This is a genomic window from Streptomyces sp. NPDC096132 (genome assembly GCF_044763345.1).
Taxonomy (GTDB): Bacteria; Actinomycetota; Actinomycetes; order Streptomycetales; family Streptomycetaceae; genus Streptomyces.
This window is the reverse complement of the sequence record NZ_JBIWGA010000004.1, coordinates 496,225-517,480: the sequence shown is the minus strand read 5'-3', so window position 1 is coordinate 517,480 and position 21,256 is coordinate 496,225. Positions and strand designations below refer to the sequence as shown.

General features: G+C 71.8%; 18 protein-coding genes and 1 pseudogene. 16 read left to right on the top strand and 3 right to left on the bottom strand.

Going from position 1 to position 21,256, the window contains the following annotated elements:
• The first annotated feature begins 104 nt into the window (after positions 1-104).
• The 7 genes and pseudogenes from rutA (at position 105) to ACIRF9_RS12855 (ending at position 5,489) form a co-directional block, all read left to right on the top strand.
• The gene (gene rutA, locus ACIRF9_RS12885; RefSeq protein WP_403819931.1) at positions 105-1,175 is read left to right on the top strand and encodes a pyrimidine utilization protein A; all 1,071 of its coding nucleotides are present in this window, start codon (positions 105-107) and stop codon (positions 1,173-1,175) included.
• Positions 1,176-1,185: 10 nt separating this feature from the next.
• Positions 1,186-1,497: pseudogene (locus tag ACIRF9_RS12880) on the top strand (aldo/keto reductase); the annotation flags it as partial.
• Positions 1,498-1,600: 103 nt separating this feature from the next.
• Complete coding sequence (locus tag ACIRF9_RS12875; RefSeq protein ID WP_403819795.1) at positions 1,601-2,383, top strand: PP2C family protein-serine/threonine phosphatase; 783 nt, start codon at positions 1,601-1,603, stop codon at positions 2,381-2,383.
• A 53-nt stretch (positions 2,384-2,436) separates the two neighbouring features.
• Positions 2,437-2,811, top strand: a complete 375-nt coding sequence (locus ACIRF9_RS12870) for a VOC family protein (RefSeq protein ID WP_403819793.1) — start codon at positions 2,437-2,439, stop codon at positions 2,809-2,811.
• Between the two features lie 4 nt (positions 2,812-2,815).
• Positions 2,816-3,091, top strand: coding sequence for a hypothetical protein (locus tag ACIRF9_RS12865; protein ID WP_403819791.1), 276 nt, complete (start codon positions 2,816-2,818; stop codon positions 3,089-3,091).
• A 54-nt stretch (positions 3,092-3,145) separates the two neighbouring features.
• Positions 3,146-4,675, top strand: a complete 1,530-nt coding sequence (gene miaB, locus ACIRF9_RS12860; protein WP_403819789.1) for a tRNA (N6-isopentenyl adenosine(37)-C2)-methylthiotransferase MiaB — start codon at positions 3,146-3,148, stop codon at positions 4,673-4,675.
• Between the two features lie 97 nt (positions 4,676-4,772).
• The gene (locus tag ACIRF9_RS12855; RefSeq protein ID WP_403819787.1) at positions 4,773-5,489 is read left to right on the top strand and encodes a class III extradiol dioxygenase subunit B-like domain-containing protein; all 717 of its coding nucleotides are present in this window, start codon (positions 4,773-4,775) and stop codon (positions 5,487-5,489) included.
• Positions 5,490-5,635: 146 nt separating this feature from the next.
• On the opposite strand, the gene ACIRF9_RS12850 is transcribed toward ACIRF9_RS12855, so the two are convergent.
• Both ACIRF9_RS12850 and ACIRF9_RS12845 read right to left on the bottom strand, forming a co-directional pair.
• The gene (locus ACIRF9_RS12850; RefSeq protein WP_403819786.1) at positions 5,636-5,935 is read right to left on the bottom strand and encodes an antitoxin; all 300 of its coding nucleotides are present in this window, start codon (positions 5,933-5,935) and stop codon (positions 5,636-5,638) included.
• Between the two features lie 24 nt (positions 5,936-5,959).
• Positions 5,960-6,292, bottom strand: coding sequence for a hypothetical protein (locus ACIRF9_RS12845; protein ID WP_403819784.1), 333 nt, complete (start codon positions 6,290-6,292; stop codon positions 5,960-5,962).
• A 182-nt stretch (positions 6,293-6,474) separates the two neighbouring features.
• On the opposite strand from ACIRF9_RS12845, the gene miaA reads away from it, so the two are divergent.
• From miaA to hflX, 6 genes are all read left to right on the top strand, one after another.
• The gene (gene miaA / locus ACIRF9_RS12840) at positions 6,475-7,413 is read left to right on the top strand and encodes a tRNA (adenosine(37)-N6)-dimethylallyltransferase MiaA (RefSeq protein WP_403819782.1); all 939 of its coding nucleotides are present in this window, start codon (positions 6,475-6,477) and stop codon (positions 7,411-7,413) included.
• 108 nt (positions 7,414-7,521) lie between these two features.
• Complete coding sequence (locus ACIRF9_RS12835) at positions 7,522-8,055, top strand: hypothetical protein (protein ID WP_403819928.1); 534 nt, start codon at positions 7,522-7,524, stop codon at positions 8,053-8,055.
• A 125-nt stretch (positions 8,056-8,180) separates the two neighbouring features.
• Entirely contained in the window at positions 8,181-9,050 is an 870-nt protein-coding gene (dapF, locus tag ACIRF9_RS12830) for a diaminopimelate epimerase (protein ID WP_403819780.1), read from the top strand.
• 299 nt (positions 9,051-9,349) lie between these two features.
• Positions 9,350-11,647, top strand: coding sequence for a RelA/SpoT family protein (locus tag ACIRF9_RS12825; RefSeq protein ID WP_403819778.1), 2,298 nt, complete (start codon positions 9,350-9,352; stop codon positions 11,645-11,647).
• 146 nt (positions 11,648-11,793) lie between these two features.
• On the top strand, positions 11,794-13,320 hold the full coding sequence (locus ACIRF9_RS12820) for a M1 family metallopeptidase (protein WP_403819776.1): 1,527 nt from the start codon (positions 11,794-11,796) through the stop codon (positions 13,318-13,320).
• Positions 13,321-13,477: 157 nt separating this feature from the next.
• Positions 13,478-14,971: a GTPase HflX gene (gene hflX, locus ACIRF9_RS12815; RefSeq protein WP_403819774.1), complete on the top strand. Its 1,494-nt coding sequence runs from the start codon at positions 13,478-13,480 to the stop codon at positions 14,969-14,971.
• A 103-nt stretch (positions 14,972-15,074) separates the two neighbouring features.
• Here the strand turns inward: hflX and ACIRF9_RS12810 are convergent, their stop codons facing one another.
• Positions 15,075-16,298, bottom strand: coding sequence for a trypsin-like serine peptidase (locus ACIRF9_RS12810; protein ID WP_403819773.1), 1,224 nt, complete (start codon positions 16,296-16,298; stop codon positions 15,075-15,077).
• A 282-nt stretch (positions 16,299-16,580) separates the two neighbouring features.
• Between ACIRF9_RS12810 and ACIRF9_RS12805 the strand changes: the two genes are divergently transcribed.
• The 3 genes from ACIRF9_RS12805 (at position 16,581) to ACIRF9_RS12795 (ending at position 21,133) form a co-directional block, all read left to right on the top strand.
• Positions 16,581-18,197 carry a diaminobutyrate--2-oxoglutarate transaminase family protein gene (locus ACIRF9_RS12805; RefSeq protein WP_403819772.1) on the top strand — a complete coding sequence of 539 codons (1,617 nt, stop codon included), beginning with the start codon at positions 16,581-16,583 and terminating at the stop codon, positions 18,195-18,197.
• A 149-nt stretch (positions 18,198-18,346) separates the two neighbouring features.
• Positions 18,347-20,401, top strand: coding sequence for an IucA/IucC family protein (locus ACIRF9_RS12800; RefSeq protein ID WP_403819770.1), 2,055 nt, complete (start codon positions 18,347-18,349; stop codon positions 20,399-20,401).
• A 78-nt stretch (positions 20,402-20,479) separates the two neighbouring features.
• Positions 20,480-21,133: a GNAT family N-acetyltransferase gene (locus tag ACIRF9_RS12795; RefSeq protein WP_403819768.1), complete on the top strand. Its 654-nt coding sequence runs from the start codon at positions 20,480-20,482 to the stop codon at positions 21,131-21,133.
• Positions 21,134-21,256: the final 123 nt, after the last annotated feature.

The window sequence follows — 21,256 nt, the reverse complement described above, 5'->3', positions numbered from 1 at the left end:
CTGCCAGTTTCACGCGTCAACGGCCCTAAAAACGAAGCGAGTTGATCAAAGGCGGTCCGTGTAGCGTGCCGTCGCACGAGCACCTTCCGATCATGAGGAGCGGCATGGACATCGGTGTCTTCATCCCCATCGGCAACAACGGCTGGCTCATCTCGAAGAGCGCTCCCCAGTACATGCCGACCTTCGAGCTGAACAAGGCCGTGGTGCGCAAGGCGGAGGAGCACGGACTCGACTTCGCCCTCTCGATGATCAAACTCAAGGGCTTCGGCGGCGAGACGGAGTTCTGGGACCACTGCCTGGAGTCGTTCACGCTGATGGCGGGCCTGGCCGCGGTGACGGAGCGGATCAAGCTGTACGCCTCCACCCCGATCCTCGCCCTGCCCCCGGCCATCGTCGCGCGCATGGCGGTCACGGTCGACTCCATCGCCCCCGGCCGGTTCGGCGTCAACATCGTCACCGGCTGGGCGCCGGGCGAGTACGCGCAGATGGGCGTGTGGCCCGGCGACGAGCACTTCGGCAACCGGTACGACCGGGCCGTCGAGTACGTCACCGTCATGAAGGAGCTGTGGAGCGAGGGCGTCAGCGACTTCAAGGGCGAGTTCTACGAGATGGACGACTGCGTGCTGTCGCCGCGGCCGGCGGACGGGCGCATCGACATCGTCGCCGCCGGACAGAGCAGCACCGGCATGCGGTTCGCCGCCGAGCACGCCGACTACAACTTCATCCTGGGCAGCGGCGTGAACACCCCGCTCGCGTTCGCGGACACGACGGCCGCACTGGTGGACGCGGTGCGGGAGACGGGCCGTGACGTCGGGGCGCTGTCGCTGTTCATGGTGATCGCCGACGAGACCGACGAGGCCGCCCGCGCGAAGTGGCGGGACTACCACGACAACGCCGACCACGCGGCGCTCGCCTACATGGCGGGGGAGTCGGCCACCGACACCACCGCCGACGACTCCTCCACCGCCCGCACCATCGTGCTTCCCGAAGGCGCCGTCAACTTCAACATGGGCACGCTCGTCGGCTCCTACGAGACCGTCGCCGGGATGCTCGACGAGATCGCCGAGGTGCCCGGCAACAAGGGGATCATGCTCGTCTTCGACGACTTCCTGGAGGGGCTGGAGAACTTCGGGACCCGCATCCAGCCGCTGATGCGCTGCCGGGCGGGTGCGTAGAACCGCTCTCCTGGAGGAGAAGATCCTCCCGGTCCTGCGGGAACTCGGCATATGCCTGGTGCCGTACTCCCCGCTGGGCCGCGGCTTCCTCACCGGCGCGGTCGAGCCGGCCGCCGAGTACCCCGCCGACGACATGCGCAGCTGGGACGAGCGCCGGCACGGCGAGGACGTCGTCCCCATCCCCGGCACCTGCAACGCCGACCGTCTGACGGAGAACGCCGGCGCGGCCGACGTGGACCTCACCGACGCCGAGATCCTCCCCCAGGGTTCCGCGGGCAGCCGCCACCCCGCCCCACTGCCGGTGCCCTTCACCACCGACTGACACGGGACCGCCGGAGCGGGCCGGGACCGGTGGAAGTCTCCGGGGGGCCGCCTAGGCTGGAGGCATGACCGGCAGTCGCGACCGGAACCGGCGGTGACGCCCCATGCCGTACGTCGCCGTCAGCGCGCTCAGCCATCCCGGGCTGCTCCGTGAGCGCAACGAGGACAGCCTCGTCGTAGGACCGTGGACGCTGTGCGCCACCGTGACCGAGAACCCGCAGACCCTGGTGTTCCCGCTCGGCACACCTCTGCTCGTCGCCGTCGCCGACGGGCTCGGCGGGCACCCCGGCGGCGACGTGGCCAGCGCCCTGGTCGCCCGCCGGATCGCGTCCGTCGGCCCCCTCCTGACCGGCGAGGACGCCGTGCGCGACGCCCTGAACGCCTGCAACCGCGCCGTCTACGAGGCTGCCGGGGAGGAGGGAAGCGGGCTCACCGGCATGGGGACCACGGTCGCCGGAATCGTCGTACTGCCCGGCTCGGCGCTGGTGTTCAACGTCGGCGACAGCCGGGTCTACGCGGCCTCCCGGGACGGGCTGCGCCAGGTCAGCGTGGACGACAGCCCACCGCTCCCACCCGGCCGGCGCACCACCTCGCTCGTCACCCAGTGCCTCGGCGGCTCCCTCGACTTCCGTGCCGTCCAGCCCCATGTGACGACCGCGCCCCTGACCCCCGGCGACCGCTACCTCATCTGCACCGACGGCCTGAGCGATCCCGTGACGACCGACGTGCTCGACGACGTGATGCGGGAGCACGACGACGTCCGGGCGGCCTTCGAACTGTGGAAGTCCGCCATCGCCGCGGGCGGCCCCGACAACATCACGCTGGCCGTCGTGCGCGTCGCGGACGACGGCGAGGCCGATGAGTTCCCGGCCGGCTCCGGGTCCTAACCCTAAGGAACCACCTCAGGAACCACCCAAGGAACCACCCCAGGGAGGCGATCATGTTCGGCAACACGAAGGCCTTCAGCGGCTTCGCGGTCGACGACATCGACGCGGCCAGGAAGTTCTACGGCGAGACGCTCGGGCTGCGGGTGTCCGAGGAGAACGGGATGCTGACCCTGCACATCGCGGGGGACCGGAACATCCTGGTCTACCCCAAGCCCGACCACACCCCGGCGACGTACACGATCCTCAACTTCCCCGTCGACGACATCGAGGCCGCGGTCGACGAGCTCACCGGCAGGGGAGTGCGCTTCGAGCGCTACGACCACCTCGGGGCCGACGACAAGGGCATCTTCCGCGGCGGCGGCCCGCTGATCGCGTGGTTCACCGACCCCGCGGGCAATGTGCTCTCCGTCCTCCAGGAACCCGGCTAGAGACATGACCGAGATAGTCGTCTACGAACTCGACAAACCGGTCGCCACCGGTGCCCCGGAAGCACCGGGCGGCGCGGAACGCCGCGTCCGCACGGTGCACGCGGCACCCCCCGCCCCGGGGGCGTCCGGCGAGACGGGACCGCGCACCCTCTGCGGCAAGGACACCTTCGCCATGGCCCGGGCCCGCCGGCAGCCCTCCGACCACCCCGGCGAACCCTGGTACCCCGAGGAACTCGCGTCCGTGGTCTGCCCCGACTGCGCCGCCGTGATCGAGACCTGAGCGGCGGCACGGGAGCCGGATGGGGGCTCGCGCGCGAGCACCTACCCTTGAGGCATGACCAGCAGCAGCGACCGGAGCCTCGCAGTGGACGTTCCAGCACCCAAGAGCTATGAAATCCGCACCTATGGGTGCCAGATGAACGTCCACGACTCCGAGCGATTGTCCGGGCTGCTCGAAGAAGCCGGGTACGTGCGCGCCCCCGAGGGATCCGACGGCGACGCGGACGTCGTCGTCTTCAACACCTGCGCGGTCCGGGAGAACGCGGACAACCGGCTGTACGGCAACCTCGGCCGGCTCGCGCCCAGGAAAGCCTCGCGCCCCGGCATGCAGATCGCGGTCGGCGGCTGCCTCGCGCAGAAGGACCGCGACACCATCGTGAAGAAGGCGCCCTGGGTGGACGTCGTCTTCGGCACGCACAACATCGGCAAGCTCCCGATCCTGCTGGAACGCGCGCGCGTGCAGGAAGAGGCCCAGGTCGAGATCGCCGAGTCCCTGGAGGCCTTCCCCTCCACGCTGCCGACCCGCCGCGAGAGCGCGTACGCGGCCTGGGTGTCGATCTCCGTCGGCTGCAACAACACGTGCACCTTCTGCATCGTCCCGGCCCTGCGCGGCAAGGAGAAGGACCGCCGCACCGGCGACATCCTCGCCGAGATCGAGGCCCTGGTCGGCGAGGGCGTCAGCGAGATCACCCTGCTCGGCCAGAACGTCAACGCCTACGGCTCCGACATCGGCGACCGCGAGGCCTTCAGCAAGCTGCTGCGCGCCTGCGGGCAGATCGAGGGCCTGGAGCGCGTCCGCTTCACCTCCCCCCACCCCCGCGACTTCACGGACGACGTGATCGCGGCCATGGCGGAGACCCCGAACGTCATGCCGCAGCTGCACATGCCCCTGCAGTCCGGCTCGGACACCGTCCTGAAGGCGATGCGCCGCTCCTACCGGCAGGAGCGCTACCTGGGGATCATCCGCAAGGTGCGCGAGGCGATCCCGCACGCGGCGATCACCACCGACATCATCGTGGGCTTCCCCGGCGAGACCGAGGAGGACTTCGAGCAGACCCTGCACGCCGTCCGCGAGGCGCGCTTCTCGCAGGCCTTCACCTTCCAGTACTCCAAGCGCCCCGGCACCCCGGCCGCGACCATGGAGAACCAGATCCCCAAGGAGGTCGTCCAGGCGCGCTACGAGCGTCTCGTCGCCCTCCAGGAGGAGATCTCCTGGGAGGAGAACAAGAAGCAGGTCGGCCGCACCCTGGAGCTGATGGTCGCCGAGGGCGAGGGCCGCAAGGACGGCGCCACCCACCGCCTCTCCGGCCGCGCCCCCGACAACCGCCTGGTCCACTTCACCAAGCCGGACCAGGAGGTGCGCCCCGGCGACGTCGTCACGGTCGAGATCACGTACGCCGCCCCGCACCACCTCCTCGCCGAGGGTGCCGTCCTCGACGTGCGCCGCACGCGCGCGGGTGACGCCTGGGAGAAGCGCAACGCCGAGAAGGCGGCGAAGCCGGCCGGCGTCATGCTCGGCCTCCCGAAGATCGGCGCCCCGGCCCCGCTCCCGGTGGCCACGGGCAGCGGCTGCGGCTGCGACTGACCCGGGACCTGCCCGGCGGATGCCGCGGCTCCTTCGGGCTCGATCCGCCGGCAGCACCGACGCCTCCCCGGCGCCGTACGGGGTTACGCTGCCGATCATGCTTGTCGCCGCCGCAGTCTGCCCCTGTCCGCCGCTCCTCGTTCCCGAGGTCGCCGCGGGAGCCGCACCCGAGCTGGATGTGGCGCGTGCCGCCTGCTCCGACGCGCTGGCCGTGCTGGCGGCCGCGCGGCCGGACCGGCTCGTCGTCGTCGGGCCCGCAGACGAGGCCGGCCGCGGTCCGCACCCCGAGGGGGCGCGGGGCTCGTTCCGCGGCTTCGGCGTGGACGTGGCCGTACGGCTGGGCCGGGCCGGCGTCGAGCCCCCGTCCGCAGGCGAACTGCCCACCTCGCTCGCCGTCGCCGCCTGGCTGCTGGAGCGGACCGGCTGGTCGGCCGCCCCGGTCGAGGGCCTCGGCGTCGGGGAACCGCTCACGGTCGAGCAGTGCGCCGAGATCGGCAGGGAGCTCGCCGGCCGGGCGGGTCGCGTCGCGCTGCTCGTCATGGGCGACGCCAGCGCCTGCCGGACCCTGAAGGCGCCGGGCTACCTCGACGAGCGGGCCGCCCCCTTCGACGCGGAGGCGGCACGGGCGCTGGGCGCGGCGGACCTGGCGGCGATCAAGGCCTTGGACACCGAACTGGCGCGCGAGCTGAAGGCCGCGGGCCGGATCCCCTGGCAGGTGCTCGCGGGCGCCGCCGAGGACGCGGGGCTGAAGGGCACGCTGCTGTACGAGGACGCGCCGTACGGCGTGGGGTATGTGGTCGCCGGCTGGTCGTAGTCGTTCCTGGGTCCCGGCTGTCATGTGGTCGTTCTGGGCACCGGCGGTCACAGGGGTCCTGGACCACGGCCGCTGAAACGGCGGACGGCCGCGAGCGTCTGCGCTTCGCGGCCGTCCGCCGATCGATGTGCCGGTGTGGGTGAGGTTCAGGAAGCCGGTGGGGGCGTGCGCGGTGGCGTGAACGTGTCGCCGCCGCCCGCGGGCGGCTCGTCCTTGTGCGCGAGCCGGTCCATGGCGCCCTTGGCCTTGTCGGTGCCCGTGTGGATCCTGTCGCTGTACTTGCCCTTGGTCTTCTCGTCGACGACCTTGGCCGCCTTGTCGAGACCGTGCGAGAGCTTGTCCCCGTGCTCGTGCGCGAAATGCGAGACCCCGTGCTCGTGCGCGAAGTGCGAGACCTTGTCCTTGGCCGGGGCGAGCCTGGCCCTCAACTGCTCCAAAAGGCCCATGGGCCACCTTCCCTACCGGGTCCGTTACGTGCGGGCGCCGTCGCCGGCCTCGCTGTCGGCCACCTCCTCGGCGGACTGCTGCCGGGGGATCTCCACGCCGTCGGAGGGGGCCGCGGCGGCACCGGCCTCCGCTTCCGTCTCCTCGGGGTCCCCTGCCTCGCCCGGCTCCTGCGCCGGCGCGGCCTGCGCGGCCCGCTCCGCCTCGGCACCGTCCTCCGTCGTACCGGCCGATGCCTCGGGGGCGGTCGTCACCTCCCGGGTGGCGGCCTCCTCGACCGCCTCCGTAGCCGTGTCCGTGGCCTCCGTGGCCTCCTCCGTGGCCTTCGACCTCCGGAAAAGTCGCGCCAAAACGCCCATATCAACTCCATACGGTACTCGTGCGGGCGAAATCCCGCGCTGCCCGGTGCGTCCGTTTGCGCCACGGGGATCACCGCCCCCGCGAGCGGGTGACGGGAATGTCGCAACGGGCAACGACGTCGGACCGGGGCCGTCACGTAACTCGTTCGAGGGCGGGCCCCGAGGTTTGGGAGACTGGTGCGGTGAGCAGCGCAGCCCCCACCCCCCGCGTCATCGCCGTCGTCGGACCGACCGCGGCCGGAAAGTCCGATCTGGGCGTCTTCCTGGCCCAGCGGCTCGGCGGCGAGGTCGTCAACGCCGACTCCATGCAGCTCTACCGAGGGATGGACATCGGCACCGCCAAACTGACGCCGGAGGAGCGCGCGGACGTCCCGCACCACCTCCTGGACATCTGGGACGTCACCGTCACCGCCTCCGTCGCCGAGTACCAGAAGCTGGCCAGGGCCCGGATCGACGCACTGCTCGCCGAGGGCCGCTGGCCGATTCTCGTCGGTGGTTCGGGGCTGTACGTCCGTGGCGCCGTCGACAACCTCGAGTTCCCCGGCACCGACCCCGAGGTCCGAGCCCGGCTCGAGGAGGAACTCACACTGCGCGGCTCCGGCGCGCTGCACGCCCGCCTGGCCGCCGCCGACCCCGAGGCCGCCCAGGCGATCCTGCCCAGCAACGGCCGCCGTATCGTCCGCGCCCTGGAGGTCATCGAGATCACCGGGCGGCCCTTCACCGCGAACCTGCCCGGCCACGACTCGGTCTACGACACGGTCCAGATCGGTGTGGACGTGGCCCGCCCCGAACTCGACGAGCGCATCGCCCGCCGCGTCGACCGCATGTGGGACGCGGGGCTCGTCGACGAGGTCCGCGCGCTGGAGGCGCAAGGCCTGCGCGAGGGGCGTACGGCGTCGCGCGCGCTCGGCTACCAGCAGATCCTCGCCGCCCTGGCCGGTGAGTGCACCGAAGCCGAGGCGCGTGCCGAGACCGTCCGTGCCACCAAGCGCTTCGCGCGCCGTCAGGATTCGTGGTTCAGGCGCGATCCGCGGGTGCACTGGTTGAGTGGGGCTGCGGCGGATCTCACAGAACTTCCGGAGCTCGCGCTGGCGTTGGTGGAACGACCGGTTACAGCCTGATCACGTCATGGCATCGGGACGCCCAGGCCGTCTTCCGTGCCTCCGGTGCCGTGCCATCATCGAGCTTCGATCGACCAAGTGGAGTCCGAGTTGGGAGGGCGCGTGGCGATGGAGGCCGGCCCTCGTGACACCGCACAAGGCACCGAGGACCTCAGCCCCGAGCGCGGGGAACCGGAGCCCGAGGAGGGGCGTCCCGTGGACGGGCGTGCGCTCCCGGACGTGGTGGACGACGTCGCGGACGACACCCAGGACGGTGGCGTGACCGACGACGGTCCCGAGCCCGAGGAGATGTTCGCGAGCGGGCCCGAGGTCGAGGTCGAGCTGCGCCCGCAGCGACGGCTGCGGATCTGGCAGCTCGCGCCCATCGTCGCCCTGTCCGCGACCGGCTCTCTGATGTTCGCGTTCCCCCTCGCCTTCGACTTCGGCGACAGCGGGGCCGTGATCGCCATGCTGGGGCTGCTGATCTGCTCCTGTGCGGCCGGCTGGGGCATGATGGCCGCGCGCCGCGTTGGTTACACGTGGCCTGGACTCCCCGCGCGCGGCTCCGGCCGCCGCCCCGACTGGCGGGTCGTCCTGGCGTACGTCGTCCTGGTCGCCGTGGTGGCCGTCCTCGCCGTCTGGCGCGTGGCCCGCCTGCGCTGAGCCGCACGTACGCGCGCTTGCCCGGGGATGGGCTGAGGCGCACGTACGCGCGCTTGCCCGGGGATGGGCTGAGCCGCATGTACGCGCGTGCGGGGTGTGTCGTGGCCACCCCGTACGATCGAGGAATGAGCACGCGGATCGCCTTCCTCAAGGGTCACGGCACCGAGAACGACTTCGTGATCGTCCCGGACCCGGAGAACGTCATCGACCTCCCCCCGTCCGCCGTGGCCGCCCTGTGCGACCGGCGCGCGGGCATCGGCGGCGACGGGCTGCTGCACGTCGTGCGGTCCGCCGCGCACCCCGAGGCGAGGGACATGGCGGCCGAGGCGGAGTGGTTCATGGACTACCGCAACGGCGACGGCTCCGTCGCGGAGATGTGCGGCAACGGAGTAAGGGTCTTCGCGCGCTACCTCCAGCGCGCGGGCCTCGTCACCGAGGGTGACCTCGCCATCGCCACACGCGGGGGCGTCAAGACCGCGCACATCGCCAAGGACGGGGACATCACCGTCGGCATGGGCAGGGCGCGTCTCCCCGAGGGGGAGGTGACGGTGAGCGTGGGCGACCGCAGCTGGCCCGCGCGGAACGTGAACATGGGCAACCCGCACGCCGTCGCCTTCGTCGACGACCTCGCGCACGCGGGCGACCTGTACAGCCCGCCGCCCTTCAGCCCGGCCTCCGCCTACCCGGAGGGGGTCAACGTCGAGTTCGTCGTCGACCGCGGCCCCGGGCACGTCGCTTTGCGCGTGCACGAGCGAGGCTCCGGCGAGACCCGCTCGTGCGGCACGGGCGCGTGCGCCGTCGCCGTGGCCGCCGCCCGCAGGGACGGCGCCGACCCGGCCGTCACCGGGACACCGGTCACGTACACCGTGGACGTCCCCGGCGGACGCCTGGTGATCACCGAACAGCCCGACGGCGAGATCGAGATGACCGGACCCGCAGTGATCGTCGCCACAGGCGAGATCGACCCCGAGTGGCTGGAAACCGCCGCCCGTTGACCGCTGTCGCGGCTACGGATCGGAGCCGGGAACGGCCCTGAGGTGCGTGATGGCACCTCAGGGGCCCGGTCAGGGGTTCGAAACGACGATCCGCTCCAACTCGGGTGGCGCAAAACCGTAAACACCCAAATCGTCGCTCGAATGGGTGATCCGTTTCACGCTCGCCGAGAGGCGGTCAGTCGCACGTGATGGGCTCGGTAGCATCAAGCACCGGCCCGGACGGGGGACCGTTGCCTGTCCCCTGAGCCGTGTCCGCCCTGGGACACCCCGTCCGCCGGTCCACGCAGCCGGAGGTGCCCATGAGTGCGGAGGCCACGAACCCTGCGACCCCAGGCCCGGCGTCGGCCACGCCCCGCAGGCGCAGCCTTCCCCGGATCGACCTGCGTCGCCTGGGCCGGGCCGCGCTGCTCGGCTCCGCCGCCCGCGGTCGGCTGCCCGACGCGATCGGCCATGTCGTCGAGGCCCACCGCGCCCACCACCCCGACGCCGACCTCGAACCCCTGCGTCGCGCCTACGTACTCGCCGAGTCCTCGCACCGCGGTCAGATGCGCAAGAGCGGCGAGCCGTACATCACGCACCCCCTCGCCGTCACCCTGATCCTCGCCGAACTCGGCGCCGAGACCACGACCTTGACGGCCTCTCTACTGCACGACACCGTCGAGGACACCGATGTGACCCTCGATCAGGTGCGCGAGCAGTTCGGCGAGGAGGTGCGCTATCTCGTCGACGGCGTCACGAAGCTGGAGAAGGTCGACTACGGCGCGGCCGCCGAGTCCGAGACCTTCCGCAAGATGCTCGTCGCCACCGGCAGCGACGTCCGCGTGATGTCGATCAAACTCGCCGACCGGCTGCACAACATGCGCACCCTCGGTGTGATGCGCCCCGAGAAACAGGAGCGCATCGCCAAGGTCACCCGCGACGTCCTGATCCCGCTCGCCGAACGGCTCGGCGTCCAGGCCCTCAAGACCGAGCTGGAAGACCTCGTCTTCGCGATCCTGCATCCCGAGGAGTACGAGCGCACGCGGGAGCTGATCGTCGACAACGCCTCCCGCGCGGACGACCCCCTCGCGGAGTTCGCCGACGCGATGCGTGCGGTCCTGCGCGACGCCGCGATCCAGGCCGAAGTCCTCATCCGGCCCCGGCACTTCGTCTCCGTCCACCGGGTCTCGCGCAAGCGCGGCCGACTGCGCGGCTGCGACTTCGGCCGCCTGCTGGTGCTCGTCAACGAGGACGCGGACTGTTACGCCGTCCTCGGTGAACTGCACACCTGCATGACGCCGGTCGTCTCGGAGTTCAAGGACTTCATCGCCGTCCCCAAGTTCAACCTGTACCAGTCGCTGCACACCGCCGTCGCCCGCGAGGACGGCCAGGTCGCCGAAGTCCTCATCCGCACCCATCAGATGCACAAGGTCGCCGAGGCCGGCGTCGTCGCGCTCGGCAACCCCTACGCCGCTCCCGCGGAGGAGCAAAGCGGTGACGGATCCTCAGCCGGCGTGAGCGGTACGGCCGGTGGCGGCGGTACGGCCGGTGGCGGCGGTACGGCCGGTTCGAGCGGTACGGCCGGTTCGAGCGGTACGGCCGACGGGGAGCGCGTCGACCCCACCAGGCCCGGCTGGCTCTCCCGCCTCCTCGACTGGCAGGAGGCCGCGCCCGACCCGGACACCTTCTGGTCCACCCTGCGCGAGGACCTCGCCCAGGACCGCGAGATCACCGTCTTCCGTCCCGACGGCGGCACCCTCGGCCTGCCGGAGGGAGCCACCTGCGTGGACGCCGCCTACGCGCAGTACGGCGAGGACGCGCACGCCTGCATCGGAGCCCGCGTCAACGGCCGGCTCGCGACCCTGAGCACCGTTCTGCGGGACGGCGACACCGTCCAGCTCCTCATGGGCCAGGACCCCGCCTCCGAGCCGTCGAGGGAGTGGCTGGAGCACGCCCACACCCCCGCCGCGCGGATCGCCATCCAGCGATGGCTGGCCACGCACCCGGCGCCGGCCGAGCCCGAGGAGGTCGCGTCCGCCGCGAGGCCGGTGGCCGACACCCTGGCTCCGGCCGGGGCCGAGAGAAGTGCCGAGTCCACCGCGAGGCCCTTGCCCGACGCCCCGGCCGCGGACTCCGCAGCCGACACCCCGGCCCCCCGGCCCGGCGCCGCGATCACCGTCGACGGCCGGCCCGACGCCACCGTCCGGCTCGCCGGGTGCTGCACCCCCGTACCGGCCGACGAGGTCACCGGCTTCGCCGTGCGTGGGGGAGTGGTGACCGTGCACCGCGTGGAGTGCGCCGCGGTGGCGCGCATGGCGGACGCGGGGCGCGCGGCCGTCGACGTGCACTGGGGCGACAGCGCCGGATGCCGGGTCACCCTGGTCGCGGAATCCTTCGGCCGTCCCCATCTGCTCGCCGACCTCACGGAGGCCATGGCCCTGGAGGGCGCCGAGATCGTCGCCGCGACCGTCGAACCCCCGAGCCAGCAGCGCGTACGTCACACGTACACCCTCCAGCTCCCCGACGCGGCCCACCTCCCCACCCTGATGCGCGCCATGCGGAACGTACCCGGCGTGTACGACGTCAGCCGCGCCCAGCACCACGCGTCGGCCTCCTGAGCCACCCGGCACGGGTGGGCCATCCCGCACACGCGTGTGCCGTGACGGAGCACGCCGGCCGTCACGCCCGCGCGTGCGCAACCCGTTCGGGTGGGTCGGGCGCGCGTCGCCGTCGTGCGGCAGGTGCGCGCTGGTAGCGGTGGGGCATGCTGCTCACCCCCCGCTCCCGGGCCCACCGCCCCCGTACCGCCTCCTCCCGCCGGCTGAAGTCCGCGCTGCTCGCCTCGGCCGTCTCCGTCTGTCTCGTCGCCGCGAGCGCCCCGGCCGCGCCGCTGGGCGTCGGCGACCGCCTCTTCCCGTACCTGGGGAACCCCGGCTACGACGTGGCGGCGTACGACCTCTCCTTCACGTACTCCGGCTCCAACAGCAAGCCGCTCCAGGCGGTCACCACCATCGACGCCTGGACCACCAGCACGCTGGAGAAGATCAACCTCGACTTCGCGCACGGCAAGGTCGACTCGGTCGAGGTCGACGGCAGGCCCGCCACGTTCGAGAGCGCCGGCGACGACCTGGTGGTCACCCCCGAGAAGCCGCTGACGCCGGGCAGCCGGACGCGCCTCACCGTGCGCCACACCAGCGATCCGGTGAGCAGCGGCGACCGCGACGGCGGCTGGGTGCGCACCGCCGACGGCCTCGCCATGGCCAACCAGGCCGATGTCGCCCACCTGGTGTTCCCGTGCAACGACCACCCCTCCGACAAGGCGATGTTCACCATCCGCGTCACCGCCCCCGACGAGTACACGGCCGTCGCCAACGGGTTGCCCACCGGCGCCCACCGGGCCGGCCGGACGACCACGTGGACGTACCGCACCGCACACCCCATGGCCACTGAGCTCGCCCAGGTGACCATCGGCCGCTCCACCGTCCTGCACCGCGACGGACCGCACGGCCTGCCCGTCCGGGACGTCGTGCCCACCAAGGACCGTGAGGTCCTCGAACCGTGGCTGAAGAAGACCCCCGACCAGATCGCCTGGATGGAGAGCAAGGTCGGCCCCTACCCCTTCGAGACGTACGGCGTGCTCATGGCCGACGCCTCCACCGGCTTCGAACTCGAGACGCAGACCCTCTCCCTCTTCGAGAAGGATCTCTTCACCGAGCCGGGCTACCCCCGGTGGTACATCGAGTCGATCATGGTGCACGAGCTGTCCCACCAGTGGTTCGGGGACAGCGTCAGCCCGCACACGTGGTCCGACCTGTGGCTCAACGAGGGGCACGCCACCTGGTACGAGTCCCTGTACGCCGAGGAGAAGGGTGGCCGCACCCTGGAGGAGCGCATGAAGGCGGCGTACGGCGCCTCCGACGGCTGGCGCGCCGCGGGCGGCCCCCCTGCGCTCCCCAAGGCGCCCGAGCCGGGTCAGAAGATCGGCATCTTCCGTCCGAACGTCTACGACGGTGCCGCCCTGGTCCTGTACGCCCTGCGCCAGGAGATCGGCGAGAAGGCGTTCGAGCAGGTGGAGCGGGACTGGGTGCGCGACCACCGGGACGCCACCGCCACCACGGCCGACTTCCGGCGCCTCGCCGAGCAGGTCTCCGGACGCGACCTCGGCACGTTCTTCCAGGACTGGCTGTACGGGGAGAAGACCCCGCCGATGCCCGGGCACCCGGACTGGAGGCCGACGGCACAGAACGAGAAGAAGCCCAAGGCCTCACAGGCCCCACGGACCCCGAAATAAGGCCGTGACGAGACGGGCCGTACCGTGCGACCATCGTGAGGTCGGCGCGGCACGGGAGGCGGGAATCTCCCGGAGTGCCCGTGCGTTGTCCATCATGGAGTCCCCTGCGGATTCATGAAGACCGCCGAATCGGCATCCCCAACGACGTAAGGACCCAATGACCTCCTCTTCTTCCCCTTCCCAGGACACCAAGCGCTTCGCGCACGCCTACCCCGAAGGTCTTCGGGCCGATGCCCTGATGGAAGAGGACGTCGCCTGGAGCCACGAGATCGACGGAGAGCGGGACGGCGACCAGTTCGACCGCACCGAGCGCGCGGCCCTGCGCCGCGTCGCGGGCCTCTCCACCGAGCTCGAGGACGTCACCGAGGTCGAGTACCGCCAGCTCCGCCTGGAGCGGGTCGTCCTCGTCGGCGTCTGGACCACGGGGACCGTGCAGGACGCGGACAACTCCCTCGCGGAGCTCGCCGCCCTCGCGGAGACCGCGGGCGCGCTCGTGCTCGACGGCGTGATCCAGCGCCGCGACAAGCCCGACGCGGCCACCTACATCGGCTCCGGCAAGGCCGGCGAACTGCGGGACATCGTCCTCGAGACGGGCGCGGACACCGTCATCTGCGACGGTGAGCTCAGCCCGGGCCAGCTCATCCACCTCGAGGACGTCGTCAAGGTCAAGGTCATCGACCGTACGGCCCTGATCCTCGACATCTTCGCCCAGCACGCCAAGTCCCGAGAGGGCAAGGCGCAGGTCGCGCTCGCGCAGATGCAGTACATGCTGCCGAGGCTCCGAGGCTGGGGTCAGTCGCTGTCCCGTCAGATGGGCGGCGGCAAGGGCGGCGGCCTCGCCACCCGTGGTCCCGGTGAGACCAAGATCGAGACGGACCGGCGACGGATCCGCGAGAAGATGGCGAAGATGCGCCGGGAGATCGCGGACATGAAGACCGGCCGCGAGATCAAGCGCCAGGAGCGCAAGCGCCACAAGGTGCCGTCCGTCGCCATCGCGGGCTACACCAACGCCGGCAAGTCCTCGCTGCTCAACCGCCTCACCGGCGCGGGCGTCCTGGTCGAGAACGCCCTGTTCGCGACCCTCGACCCGACCGTGCGCCGGGCCGAGACCCCGAGCGGCCGCCTGTACACGCTGGCGGACACCGTCGGCTTCGTCCGGCATCTGCCGCACCACCTGGTCGAGGCGTTCCGCTCCACCATGGAGGAGGTCGGCGAGTCCGACCTGATCCTGCACGTGGTGGACGGCTCGCACCCCAACCCGGAGGAGCAGCTGGCCGCCGTACGCGAGGTGGTCCGGGATGTCGGCGCCACCCAGGTGCCCGAGATCGTCGTGATCAACAAGGCGGACGCGGCCGACCCGCTGACCCTCCAGCGGCTCATGCGGATCGAGAAGCGCTCCATCGCCGTCTCGGCCCGCACCGGTCAGGGCATCGAGGAGTTGCTCGCGCTCATCGACAACGAGCTGCCGCGACCCTCGGTCGAGATCGAGGCGCTCGTGCCGTACACCCACGGCAAGCTGGTCGCCCGCGCCCACACCGAGGGCGAGGTGATCTCCGCGGAGCACACGGCGGAGGGCACCCTCCTCAAGGTGCGGGTGCACGAGGAACTGGCGGCGGACCTCGCGCCGTACGTCCCGGCGCCGGTGGCCTGATCGGCCCTCGGAACAGCGGAAAGGCCCGCTCCCCGGTTCTGCCGGGGAGCGGGCCTTCAGCGTGTGCGGCTCACCGGAGGCCGGCACCCCACCGCCGCTCCGGCTACTGACCGGCGAACTTGTCGCTCACCGAGTCGTACACGCCCTTGGCCACCTCACCCAGCCGCGGCCCCGCGAGCCAGCCCGCACTCACCGGGCCGATCGAGGTGTTGGAGACCAGCGCCGGCTTGCCGTCCGACCCCGTCGCCACCCAGCCGCCGCCGGACGAACCACCGGTCATCGTGCAGCCGATGCGGTACATCGTCGGGTCAGACTCGCTGAACGACAGCCGCCCCGGCTTGTCCTGGCACTGGTAGAGCTTCTGCCCGTCGAACGGCGCCGCGGCCGGGTAGCCCGTCGCGGTGATGCTGTTCACCTTCGGCACCGCCGGAGCGTTGAAGTCCACCGGCAGCGCCCCGCCGACCGTCTCCTCCAGCGACTTGCCGGAACCGCCCGCCTCCGGCGTCACATGGATGACGGCGAAGTCGTACGGCGCACCGTCACCGCCGGTCTCCCCGCCCTGCGCGATCCACTGGTCGGACGTCTTCACCCAGTCGCCCCACCAGACGCCGTACGGAGCGGCCTCCTCCCGGGTGGCCGTCTGCAGCTTCTCGGCCGACAGACCCTTGTCGTTGTACGACGGCACGAACGCGATGTTGCGGTACCAGCCCCCGCTCTTGCCCGCGTGCACACAGTGGCCCGCCGTCCACACCAGGTTGGACTTGCCGGGGTGGGCGGGGTCCTCCACGACCGTCGCCGAGCAGACCATCGTGCCGTCGGGGGCGTCGAAGAACACCTTGCCCGCCTCGGGCGCGTTGGCGTGGTACGTCGTCGGCACGGCCTTCGCGTCCACCGGCTCCGGCGTCGGGTCGGTCACGCCCTGGTCGCCCGAGAGGTCGTTGTCGTCGACAGCCCGGTCCGGATCCTCGGCCTCCCGCATCCGGTCCGGGTCCCACAGCCCCTTGATGATCGGGTTGACGTAGTCCTGCGCCTCGCGCAGCCAGTCGTCCTTGTCCCAGTTCTTCCAGGCGCCGTTCTTCCACTTGTCGAGATCGATCCCGTGCTCCTTGAGCCGGTCCTTGATGTCGTCCGGGATCGTGATCTTGCCGTCGTCGCCGGCCGTGGCCGACGCGCTCGCCCCGCCGCCTGCGTTGGTGTCGCCCGAGTCGCAGGCGGTCGCGGTGAGCGCGAGCACCGAGGCGAGGGCGACGGCGCCGAGCACGGGGGAGGTTCTGCGGCGCGCGTTCCTCCCCCGGCGAGCGGTGAACGACGGCCGTATCGATCGCATGGTCTGAGTCCCCCTGCTGTCAACGAACTTGAAGCTCCGGCCGTGCCCGAGGAGCGGAACTCATCGTGATCCCACGCCGAGTTCAAGCGGCTCTCACGGCCCTGTGCAATGCCCCCACACGATATGCGTTCGCTGTGGGGGACTCCCGACGGGAGGGCAACGGTTCCGTCTCGCCAAGGATCTTGAGGCAACCCGTAACGCAGGAGAGCCGTTCGCGGTTGGTAGCGGTGGGGGGTCCGATGCCCGCGCTCGGCCCCCTGAACTGCGGGAGGACAGGGAGCCGTGGCCGTGACCGAGCCAGTGCCCGAGGAGGCCCCCTCGGGGCGTTCCACCGGAACATCTCTCCCCGGCACTTCCCCCAGCGGCCCATCTCCCGCCGGGGGCGCCACGATCGGGACGGTCGCCGAAGGGACCGCCACCGTCGGGAGGCAGGCGGGCGCGCGGCTCGCGCACGAGGGGATCCTGCGGCGCCAGTCGGCGCGCGAGTCCTCGGCACGCACCTACGCGCGCGCCCTGCCCATCGTGCCCGTGCGGGCGCGGGGACTCACCATCGAGGGCGCCGACGGCCGCCGCTATCTCGACTGTCTCTCCGGCGCCGGCACCCTCGCGCTCGGCCACAACCATCCCGTCGTGCTGGAGGCCATCCGCAAGGTCCTCGACTCGGGTGCGCCCCTGCACGTCCTCGATCTCGCCACCCCGGTCAAGGACGCCTTCATCACCGAACTCTTCCGCACCCTGCCGCCCGGGCTCGCCGGCCGTGCGCGCGTGCAGTTCTGCGGGCCCGCCGGCACGGACGCGGTCGAGGCCGCGCTCAAGCTGGTCCGCGCCGCCACCGGCCGCACCGGCGTCCTGGCCTTCACCGGCGCCTACCACGGCATGACCACCGGTTCCCTCGAAGCCTCCGGCGGCGCCTTCGACGTCCGGGTGGCGCGCCTGCCCTATCCGCAGGACTACCGCTGTCCGTTCGGCATCGGCGGCGCACACGGCGCCGAACTCGCCGCCCGCTGGACCGAGTCCGTCCTCGACGACCCCAAGTCCGGCGTCCGGTGCCCCGCTGGCATGATCCTGGAACCCGTCCAGGGCGAGGGCGGCGTGATCCCCGCTCCGGACACCTGGATGCGCCGCATGCGGCAGATCACCGCCGACCGGTCCATCCCCCTCATCGCCGACGAGGTCCAGACGGGCGTCGGCCGCACCGGTGCCTTCTGGGCGGTGGAACACAGCGGGGTCACCCCCGATGTGATGGTCCTGTCCAAGGCCATCGGCGGCAGCCTGCCCCTGGCGGTCGTCGTCTACCGCGACGACCTCGACGTCTGGGAACCCGGCGCCCACGCCGGCACGTTCCGCGGCAACCAGCTCGCCATGGCCGCCGGCACGGCCACCCTCGCCCACGTCCGCGAGAACGGCCTCGCCGAGCGAGCGGCCACCCTGGGCACCCACATGCTGAACCAACTCCGCCGCCTCGCCGAGCACTTCCCGTGCATGGGGGATGTGCGGGGGCGCGGCCTGATGATCGGGGTCGAACTGGTCGACCCCGAGGGGGAGTGCGAGGGGCGGCTGGGTACGGGAAGCGACGGCTTCGATGCGCCGGGCGCCGGGCTCAGGGTTGGCGGCCCCCGTCCCGCCGCCCCCGAACTGGCCGTCGCCGTACGGCGGGAGTGCCTGCGCCGGGGGCTGATCGTCGAGCTCGGAGGCCGCCATGCAAGCGTCGTACGCCTGCTTCCGCCTCTGACGATCACCGACGAACAGGCGGCCGCGGTGCTCGACCGGCTGGCCGACGCGATCGAGGCGGTGGCCCGTGGCCACGCCCACCGCACGGGCCACGGAGACGGAGAGCACCCGAACCAGCCACCCGGGCAGGCCCGGCAGCGACGCGACCGCGCCGGACGGACGGAATGACGCGAGCAGCCGGCCGAGCCGCCCGCCCACCGTCCTCCCGCGTACGTCGCCCGCACCGATCGCCCCTCTCACACTCTCGCGCCCCCACTGCCGCACCGGCAGCCCGTCGTGTTGCCGATCGCTCCGGCCCCACCCCAGGAAGACCGACCTTGAACAACTCCCCGCAGCCCACTGGTTCCTCGGATGCCTCCTTCGCCGCCTCCACCACACACGCGTCCACCTCTTCCGTCGCGTCAACCACCTGCTCACCGACCGTCTCCGTCCCCTCCCAACAGCGCGCCTCCACCCGCGCCGAGCCGTCGGCCCGTCTCCCGGCCGATCTCCTGGACCACCCCGACCCGCACATCGCGGCCCAGGCAGCCGCCGTGGAGAGCCTGCTGCGCTGCTGGGTGCGCGAGGCGGGCCTGCCCGCCCCCACGGACGGCACCCTCCGTGTGCCACTGCCCGCCAGCGGCACCGCCCTCCTGACCCCCGTCCTCTACTGGTCCCCGACCGGCCTGCACCGCTTCGGCCTCCCACGCCTGGCCGCCGCCCCCGACCAGTCCCCGCCCGCAGACGCCGTCACGGTCGCCGCCCTCCTGGCCCGCGAGACGCCCGCGACGACCGGCCCGGCCGACACACCGAGGACGCACCGCCCGTCCGACGCACCCGGGACGCACGGCCCGGCCCGGGTGCCCGCATTGCCCCACCCCGCTGCCGAAGGCGTCGACCTCGTGGCCCGCGTCGCCGACTCCGTCCGACGTACCGCCGACTTCATCAGCGAGCGCCGGGAACACCCGTCCGACGGACCCGACCTGTTCCTCTCCGCCGAACAGGCGCTGATCCTCGGGCACCCCCTGCACCCGACCCCGAAGAGCCGGGAAGGCCTCTCGGACACGGAAGCTCAGCTGTACTCACCCGAGCTGCGCGGCTCCTTCCCCCTGCACTGGCTGGCTGTCGCTCCTTCCCTGCTCGCCGCCGACTCCGCCTGGACGGAGAGCGGCCGTACGGTCACCGCCGACCGGCTGACGGCCCGACTCGCCGGCCCCGGCCTACCGTTGCCCGACGACCACGCCCTCCTGCCGCTGCACCCCTGGCAGCTGCGCGAGGTCCGGCACCGCCCCGACACCGCCGCCCTGTTCGACGCCGGGCTGCTCCGGGACCTCGGTACGCACGGCTCCCCGTGGCACCCCACCTCCTCCGTACGCACCGTCCACCGTTCGGGCGCCCCGGCGATGCTCAAACTGTCGCTCGGCCTGTGCATCACCAACTCCCGTCGTGAGAACCTGCGCAAGGAACTCCATCGTGGTGTCGAGGTGCACCGTCTGCTGCGGACCGACCTGTCCAAGCAGTGGCATGCAGCCCACCCGGGCTTCGACATCGTCCGGGACCCGGCCTGGCTCGCCGTCGACGGGACGGACGGCCGGCCGGTGCCGGGACTCGACGTCGTGATCCGGCACAACCCGTTCACCCCCACGGACGACGTGTCGTGCATCGCGGGCCTCGTCTCGCCCCGCCCGTACGCCCGAGCTCCCCGAGCGACCAATGCCCCTGACACCCAGGCCGCCGGGACCGCCTCACCCGCCCCGGACGCGGTCGCTTTCCACAGCTCCCGCTTGGCCGAGGTCCTCACCCGGCTCGCCGGACGGACAGGGCGTCCGCTCGAGGCGGTCGCCGCCGAGTGGTTTCTGCGCTACCTGGAACAGGTCGTGCGCCCGGTGCTGTGGCTCGACGGGGAAGCCGGGATCGCTCTGGAGGCACACCAGCAGAACACGCTCCTCCTGCTGGACTCCTACGGCTGGCCCACGGGCGGCCGCTACCGCGACAACCAGGGCTACTACTTCCGCGACTCCCGCCGCGCGGAACTCGAGGCCCGGCTGCCCGGCATCGGCGAGCACAGCGACACCTTCGTCCCGGACGAGGTCACCGACGAGCGCTTCGCCTACTACCTGGGTATCAACAACGTCCTCGGACTCATTGGCGCCTTCGGCGCACAGCGTCTCGCCGACGAACGCCTTCTGCTCGCCGCCTTCCGTGGCTTTCTCACCGCCGCGGCCTGTGGCCCCGACCGGTCGCGCAGCTCGCTGCCCGCCCGTCTCCTCGACTCACCCGTGCTGCGCTGCAAGGCCAATCTGCTGACCCGGCTGCACGGCCTGGACGAACTCGTCGGCCCGGTGGACACCCAGTCCGTGTACGTCACCATCGCCAACCCCCTGCATTCCTGAACCGTCCGCACATCCGACCTCGACTTCCTGCGTCCCTGAGGAACATGCCCCGACCCGCCTGCTGAGAGGAGCCTCGCCGTGCCCCCCATCGACATCCGCGACACCGTCGACACCACCCCCGCTGTCGCTCGCCGCAGGGGGAGGGCCCTGCCGGGCCCACTCCTCGACCGCTTCGGCGACTGGGAGCCCATGGCCACGGCCACACCCGCGGGCGTGTTCCGTCTCGTCCCCGTCCAGGTCGAGAGGGACCTGCCCCGCATCGGCCGGTGGATGAACGAGCCTGCCGTCGCCGCGTTCTGGGAACTGGCGGGTCCCCGGAACCTGACCGAACGGCATCTGCGCCGCCAACTCGCCGGCGAAGTGCACAGCGTTCCGTGTCTCGGCGTGCTGGAGGGCACGCCGATGAGCTACTGGGAGATCTACCGGGCGGATCTCGACCCCTTGGCCCGCCACTACCCGGCCCGACCTCACGACACCGGCATCCATCTCCTCATCGGAGGTGCCGCCGCCCGCGGGCGAGGGCTCGGTGGCCTACTGCTGAGGGCCGTCGCCGACCTCGTCCTCGACAGGAGACCCGCATGCTCGCGGGTCCTCGCTGAACCCGATCTTCGTAACACCCCCTCCATCGCGGCCTTCCTCAGCGCCGGTTTCCGTTTCTGTGCCGAGGTCGACCTGCCCACCAAGCGGGCCGGTCTCATGGTCAGAGACAGGAACCTTCGCCATCTCCTGTGACGCTCTGCAGTCGCGCCGTCACAATGGGAACGCCCGGGACTCCGAACCGGTTCCCGCCCGTCCCGCGAATCCAGGAGAATTTCTATCGGCGGCATCCACCGCCTGCCGCATCCACCGCGGCTC